This is a genomic window from Vibrio sp. 378 (genome assembly GCF_033339435.1).
The window spans coordinates 1-590 of the sequence record NZ_JAWOUO010000841.1 but is presented as its reverse complement, the minus strand read 5'-3'; the positions used below and the strand labels follow the sequence as shown (position 1 = coordinate 590).

Annotated in this window: 1 pseudogene; it reads left to right on the top strand. The window is 39.5% G+C overall.

Annotated features, from left to right (window positions below):
* Positions 1-249: 249 nt before the first annotated feature.
* Positions 250-590: pseudogene (locus R7Q48_RS29155) on the top strand (DNA polymerase II); the annotation flags it as partial.

Here is a 590-nt window from a genome sequence, read left to right as displayed (position 1 = left end):
TATAACCTCGATATATGAGAATCACTTAACTTGCAAACGAGAAAATAACTGGCAGATCTGGTGGTTTAATATACAGAAATCGTTAACTAGAAATCCTTTTTTAAGCCATTTGTAATTGCTAAAAACCTCCGATTAAACAAGCCAGAAGTAACTATGCTGAAGTATCTAATTCCATTTTCTATTACTGGTTATTTTTACAGTCCATAATGTTAGAATGGCGACTTGAAAAATTTATAAGGTTTCTCTCTTTTGAACATCCAACAAGGTTTCCTACTTACTCGCCAAGCACGAGACATCAAAGGCCAAACTCAGATAGAGTTGTGGCTCGCGACAGAAGCAGGTCCGACTCAACTATTGATCAATGGTGAGAAACCCGTGTTCTTCATCGCTCAAGAGCACATTGAGCAAACCCAAAACCTGGCGCTATCGAAAAGTATTCAAGTTGAAATTCGAACTCTTGAACTGAAAACGTTCGAGCATACCCCTCTCGCAGCTTGCTATACGAAAGTAACCAAAGAAGCACTCGTATTACAAGATCTGCTCTCACAGCAAGATATCGTGACTTACGAAGGCGATATACGACTCGCTGA